The organism is Holdemania filiformis DSM 12042 (assembly GCF_000157995.1).
Lineage (GTDB): Bacteria > Bacillota_I > Bacilli_A > Erysipelotrichales > Erysipelotrichaceae > Holdemania > Holdemania filiformis.
In genome coordinates this window covers 37,930-43,346 of record NZ_GG657558.1, presented here as the reverse complement: position 1 = coordinate 43,346, position 5,417 = coordinate 37,930, and the positions used below count along the sequence as shown (strand labels likewise).

The 5,417-nt window shown below is 29.7% G+C and carries 6 protein-coding genes; all 6 read left to right on the top strand.

The window, feature by feature from the left end; all coding sequences use genetic code 11:
• On the top strand, positions 1 to 900 hold a 900-nt coding region (locus tag HOLDEFILI_RS10990), incomplete at its 5' end, for a GH25 family lysozyme (RefSeq protein ID WP_006059755.1).
• 126 nt (positions 901 to 1,026) lie between these two features.
• The gene (locus HOLDEFILI_RS10985; protein ID WP_006059754.1) at positions 1,027 to 1,701 is read left to right on the top strand and encodes a glycosyltransferase family 2 protein; all 675 of its coding nucleotides are present in this window, start codon (positions 1,027 to 1,029) and stop codon (positions 1,699 to 1,701) included.
• A gap of 19 nt (positions 1,702 to 1,720) precedes the next feature.
• Positions 1,721 to 2,095: a DUF2304 domain-containing protein gene (locus HOLDEFILI_RS10980; RefSeq protein ID WP_006059753.1), complete on the top strand. Its 375-nt coding sequence runs from the start codon at positions 1,721 to 1,723 to the stop codon at positions 2,093 to 2,095.
• A gap of 21 nt (positions 2,096 to 2,116) precedes the next feature.
• Positions 2,117 to 3,367: a nucleotide sugar dehydrogenase gene (locus tag HOLDEFILI_RS10975; protein ID WP_006059752.1), complete on the top strand. Its 1,251-nt coding sequence runs from the start codon at positions 2,117 to 2,119 to the stop codon at positions 3,365 to 3,367.
• On the top strand, positions 3,354 to 4,166 hold the full coding sequence (locus HOLDEFILI_RS10970; protein WP_006059751.1) for a hypothetical protein: 813 nt from the start codon (positions 3,354 to 3,356) through the stop codon (positions 4,164 to 4,166). The genes HOLDEFILI_RS10975 and HOLDEFILI_RS10970 overlap by 14 nt, the downstream gene beginning before the upstream one ends.
• A complete protein-coding gene (locus HOLDEFILI_RS10965; RefSeq protein WP_039864812.1) occupies positions 4,163 to 5,089 on the top strand; it encodes a glycosyltransferase family 2 protein in 927 nt (308 codons plus the stop codon). Before HOLDEFILI_RS10970 ends, HOLDEFILI_RS10965 begins: the two co-directional genes overlap by 4 nt.
• Positions 5,090 to 5,417: the final 328 nt, after the last annotated feature.

Sequence of the window (5,417 nt, the reverse complement as noted above, 5' to 3'; positions counted from 1 at the left end):
ATTGAACCGCAGGCGATTAAGCTGAATATGACCGAGGCAAATATCCTTGTGGGCAAAACACTAAAACTATCTGTATCCTTTGTTCCTTTGAATACAGACAGCCGATTGAGAAATATTATTTGGACCAGTGATGATGCGTCAATTGCACAGGTAAATTCCAGTGGGGTTATTACGGGTGTCAATGAAGGTCAAACTACAATTCGTGCAACAACGATTACGGGGTATCAAGTAACTTGTACTGTTTATGTTACCTATCGGAAATGGGGTGTGGATGTATCGAAATACCAAGGGTATATTAATTGGCAGGCTGTAAAAGCATCCGGTGTTGACTTTGCGATTATTCGCGCGATGTCTGAAAATACCAATGGTGTTTATATTGATCCCTACTTTAAGACTAATGTGATAAATGCAAGAAAAGCAGGCATTAAAGTTGGCGCATATTATTACACATATTCTAAAAGTACCGATAATATTATTGCGGAATTATCACTTTTGTTTGAAGCTTTGAAAGATTTAGAATATAATTATGGCATCGTCCTTGATTATCCGGTTTATGTTGATATTGAAGATTCTTCATTCTTTAATTTTGACCCGAGCTGGAATACGTATTTGTTAGAGTACGCATTGGGGATGTTGTCCATGCATGGATATTATGCTGGTATTTATACTTATACTAACTTTGCCAATAATGCTTTATGGATGAATTCTAATCAAATTAATTACTATGATGTATGGATTGCGGATTGGCGGGGATATGTTGGTTATCAAGGTCATTATGAAATGTGGCAGTACACTAATAGTGGCTATGTGAATGGCATTAGTGGAAGGGTTGATATGAGCTATTGTTATAAGAATTATCCAGAAATTATCCATGCATCATACTTTAATCGGTTTAAATAATTCAATAGTAAAGCTAAATAGCTTGTAAGTTTTCGAGTTTCGATGAAATAAGAATATTGTGATTAGGAAGAAATATTAAGGTGGAATATGTTGTGTTCGAAGCATCAATAACATCAAGGAGGCAGTATGAAAACTTTAGTAATAATCCCAGCATACAATGAATCAAGTAATATTGTTAATGTTATCAATAATTTAGATAATTACTATAATAATTATGATTATATAGTAATAAATGATTGTTCGACTGATAATACAGAGAGCATACTTAATGTAAATAATATTCGACATATAACTCTTCCTGTAAATTTAGGCTTGGCTGGTGCTGTACAAACCGGTTATAAATATGCATGGGAAAACGGCTATGAATGCGCTATCCAATTTGACGGAGATGGTCAACATGAGGCAATTTTTATCAGTACCATGATAAAAGAAATAGAAAAAGGAGCAGATATAGTTATTGGGTCGAGATTTGTAAATAAAAAAAAGAATTTAAGCTTGAGAATGCTGGGAAGCAGAATCCTAACATTGTTAATTATACTGACGACAGGCATAAGAATCAAAGATCCGACTAGTGGTATGAGGATGTTAAATAGAAAAATGATATATGATTTTGCTTATAATATGAATCGAAGGCCAGAACCTGATACAATAGTTTATGAATTACGAAAAGGCGCTAAAGTCGTTGAAGTTCAAGTGGAAATGAAAGACAGAGTTGCGGGAGTAAGTTTGTATAGTGGATTATGTAATTCAATTAAATACATGGTCAAAATGATCATTTCTATTTTGTTTCTTAGCTATTAATTAGATTAGGAGAATTCGTATGGGGAGATTACAGCTTATATTATTTCTATTTTCTATATTGTTTTTTATAATCATTCTATATTTTATCAAACGATCAAAGATTTCACTTGATTTAGCTTCAGTGTGGATTTTGTGGGGATGTGGATTAATTACCATTAGTATTTTTCCTGAAATTGTTGAATATACATCGAAATTATTAGAAATCAAAACTACAATTAATGCTTTATATTTGATAATGATTTTTATTTTATACTGTCTTGTCTTTTATTTGTTTCTTAAAATTTCAATTTTAGAAAATAAATTAAAAAATTTGATTCAGATAATTGCATTACAAAAAAAGAATGAAGGTGATAAGAAAAATATTTATCATAGAACATCAGAAAATGGGGATTAATTGTATAGAAAGAGGCTTAATATGAAAAAAAAGTATAATATAGTGGTTGTTGGAACCGGATATGTTGGACTTAGCATGAGTATTCTTTTAGCGCAACATCATAATGTAATTGCGGTAGATATATTACAATATAAGGTTGATCTAATTAATTCGAAAATGTCACCAATAAAAGATGATTATATTGAAAAATATCTTTCAGAGAAAGATTTAAATTTAAAAGCAACTACAGATGGTAGAAGTATATACGGAGATGCTGATTATATTATTATCGCAACTCCAACTAATTACGATAACATATCACAAAAATTTGATACATCATCAGTAGAATCTGTAATTAGCGAAGTACTAAGATATAATGAAAATGCTGTGTTGATTATAAAGTCAACAGTTCCTGTTGGATATACTCTTGAATTGTCGAGAAAATTTAAAACGACAAGAATAATGTTTAGTCCAGAATTTTTACGTGAGAATAAGGCATTGTACGATAATTTATTTCCGAGCAGAATAATTATAGGAGTAGATACTAATGATGATGATATGATTAGTTCTGCAAAAATATTTAGTTTTTTACTCCAAGAAGGTGCAATTAAGCAAGATGTTAAAGTACTGATAATGGGGTCAACAGAAGCTGAAGCTGTAAAATTATTTGCCAATACTTATTTAGCTCTTCGCGTAGCTTATTTTAACGAATTAGACACTTATGCTGAAATAAAAGGTTTAAACACAAAACAGATAATTGAAGGTGTATGTTTAGATCCTAGGATTGGTGATCAATACAATAATCCAAGTTTTGGATATGGTGGATATTGTTTGCCTAAGGATACAAAGCAGTTGTTGGCTAATTATGCTAATGTTCCAGAAAATTTAATTGGAGCAATTGTTGAAGCAAATAAAACACGAAAAGATTTTGTCGTAAATCAAATATTGGAAATGGCGGGATATTGTAATAATAACAAGAATGTCGACTTTAATGAGATTGTTGAAAACAATTTAATAATTGGTATCTACAGATTAATTATGAAAACGGACAGTGATAATTTTCGAAACAGTTCAATACAAGGCGTAATGAAAAGAATTCAGAATAAAGGGGTTCAAATCATAATTTTTGAGCCTACTTTAAATTCTGATAGTACGTTTTATGGAAGTAAGATCATCAATGATTTGAAAACATTTAAGAAAATGAGTAGGGTAATTGTAGCTAATAGATATGATCATCGGTTGGACGATGTAAAAGAAAAAGTTTATACGAGAGACATTTATGAAAGAGATTAATAGAAAATTTGGTGTCTTGATTTCTACCATGAATAAAAGCGAAAATGAAATTAAGCGAATGAGGGAACGTGAAAATCTATTAAATGTGAATATCTTAGTTATAAATCAGGTAGGATACAATAGTTCATATATAATTGATCACAAATGTACAGTTTATAATACTGATGAATTAGGTTTGAGCAAAAGTCGGAATTATGGATTGAAAAACTCCGATTTTCAAATATCTTTAATAGGCGACGATGATTTAATTTATATTGATAATTTAGAGAAAATAGTATGTGATACTTTTGAATTGAATCCTGAGTATGATATAATCTGTTTCAATACTGATAAGAAAAAGACATTTTTAAAGAATCATAAAACTAAAATAAATAAACTCAAACTTACATCTATATCTTCAGTACAGATAGCTTATAAAACAAAGAAAATTAAAGACTTAGGAATTCTTTTTGACGAAAGATTTGGAACAGGCTCAATGATGTTTAATTCAGGCGAAGAAAATATTTTTATTAATGATTGTTTAGAAAAGGGAATTTCTATTTTATATGTGCCAATTAGAATTTTGACAATTCCAGATTCGGAGTCATCTTGGTTTGTGGGGTTTGATGAAAATTATTTTTATTCAAAAGGTGCACTAGTTTACAAATTGTATAAACAGTACTCGGATATATTTTTTTTCTTATTTATAATGCTAAAAACAAGTAATAGAAAAAATAAAAATATAACGTATAGTAAAGCAATGTATTTGATGAAAAAAGGAAAAAAGGATTTAATGAAAGAAGAGGAGATAAATAAGTGATTTCAATTATTATTCCTGTTTATAATTGTGGAAAATATCTTAGAAAGATGTTTGATGGTATTTGGAAACAAAAGTATACTGATTTTGAAGTTCTTTGCATTGATGATGGGTCAAATGACAATTCGTTGGAAATATTGATGGAAGAGAAATTAAGTCATGATGAACTAAGGGTTTATGCTCAGAAAAACTTGGGGTCATCTGCCGCTAGAAATAAAGGCTTAATAGAAGCTCGTGGTAATTATATATGCTTTATTGATGCAGATGATACAATATCAGATTGTTATCTATCTGATATGTATGAAGAAATTATTAAGACAAAATCGGATATTGTAGTTAGCCAAATAGAGCGAATATATGAATATAAACCCACTTTATTCGAGAAAAATTTCAATTATATTAATTCAACTATTTTTGATTGCAACAATAGAAAAGAAATGATGATTAATATTATCAATGCACCTTATGCTAAATTAATCTCGAAAGAATTTTTGGATAAGTATTCAATAAATTTTATTGAGGGGAAAATGTGTCAAGATTTTTTATTTACTCAAAATATCCTGTTTTACGGAGCAAAGGTCTCAATTATTGATAATGTAAATTATTATTACTTGATAAGAAAAGGCTCTGTATCAAAAAGTAAAGCAGATAAAGTTCGTGACATAGAATTTGTTTTTGAAATGTTACTAACAAAATATAGGGAATCTGGGCAATTAGATCTATATAGGGAAGAATTAGAATATCTTGCTTTATATCATATTGCAATTGGTATGACGTATAGAATGTTCAAATCCAATGGGAGATTAGTTAAAGATTTGCGAATAAGTAAAAAATTTTTGAAAAAAAATTCTTTTAAATCAAATAATAAATATATTAATCGACTTGGATATATAGAAAAAATATATCTCCGTATTTTTTTTAGTTAATTAAATGATAATAATACGATTTTAGTCAGTTAGCAAAAAAGCTAAAGCTTAATCCCTCTGCGTCATTGATGAACATTTAAAAACGCTGGAAGGTTGAAAAAATGGTGGAAAAAAGAACTTGGCTATAAGATAACGTTTGTAGAAGCTAAGAAAAAATTTGGATATAGCCCTATAGCATCAAAGATGGGGAAGCAGCGTCAGGGTAGAACTTGGGCTAGTCATCTTAAGATATAATTTTCAGCGGTATCAGAATCGGAAAACGGAAGAAAGATAGGAGTGGTAGACGAATGTGGCAATAAATAAAGAATAAAATAGAGCTATCTTAAGA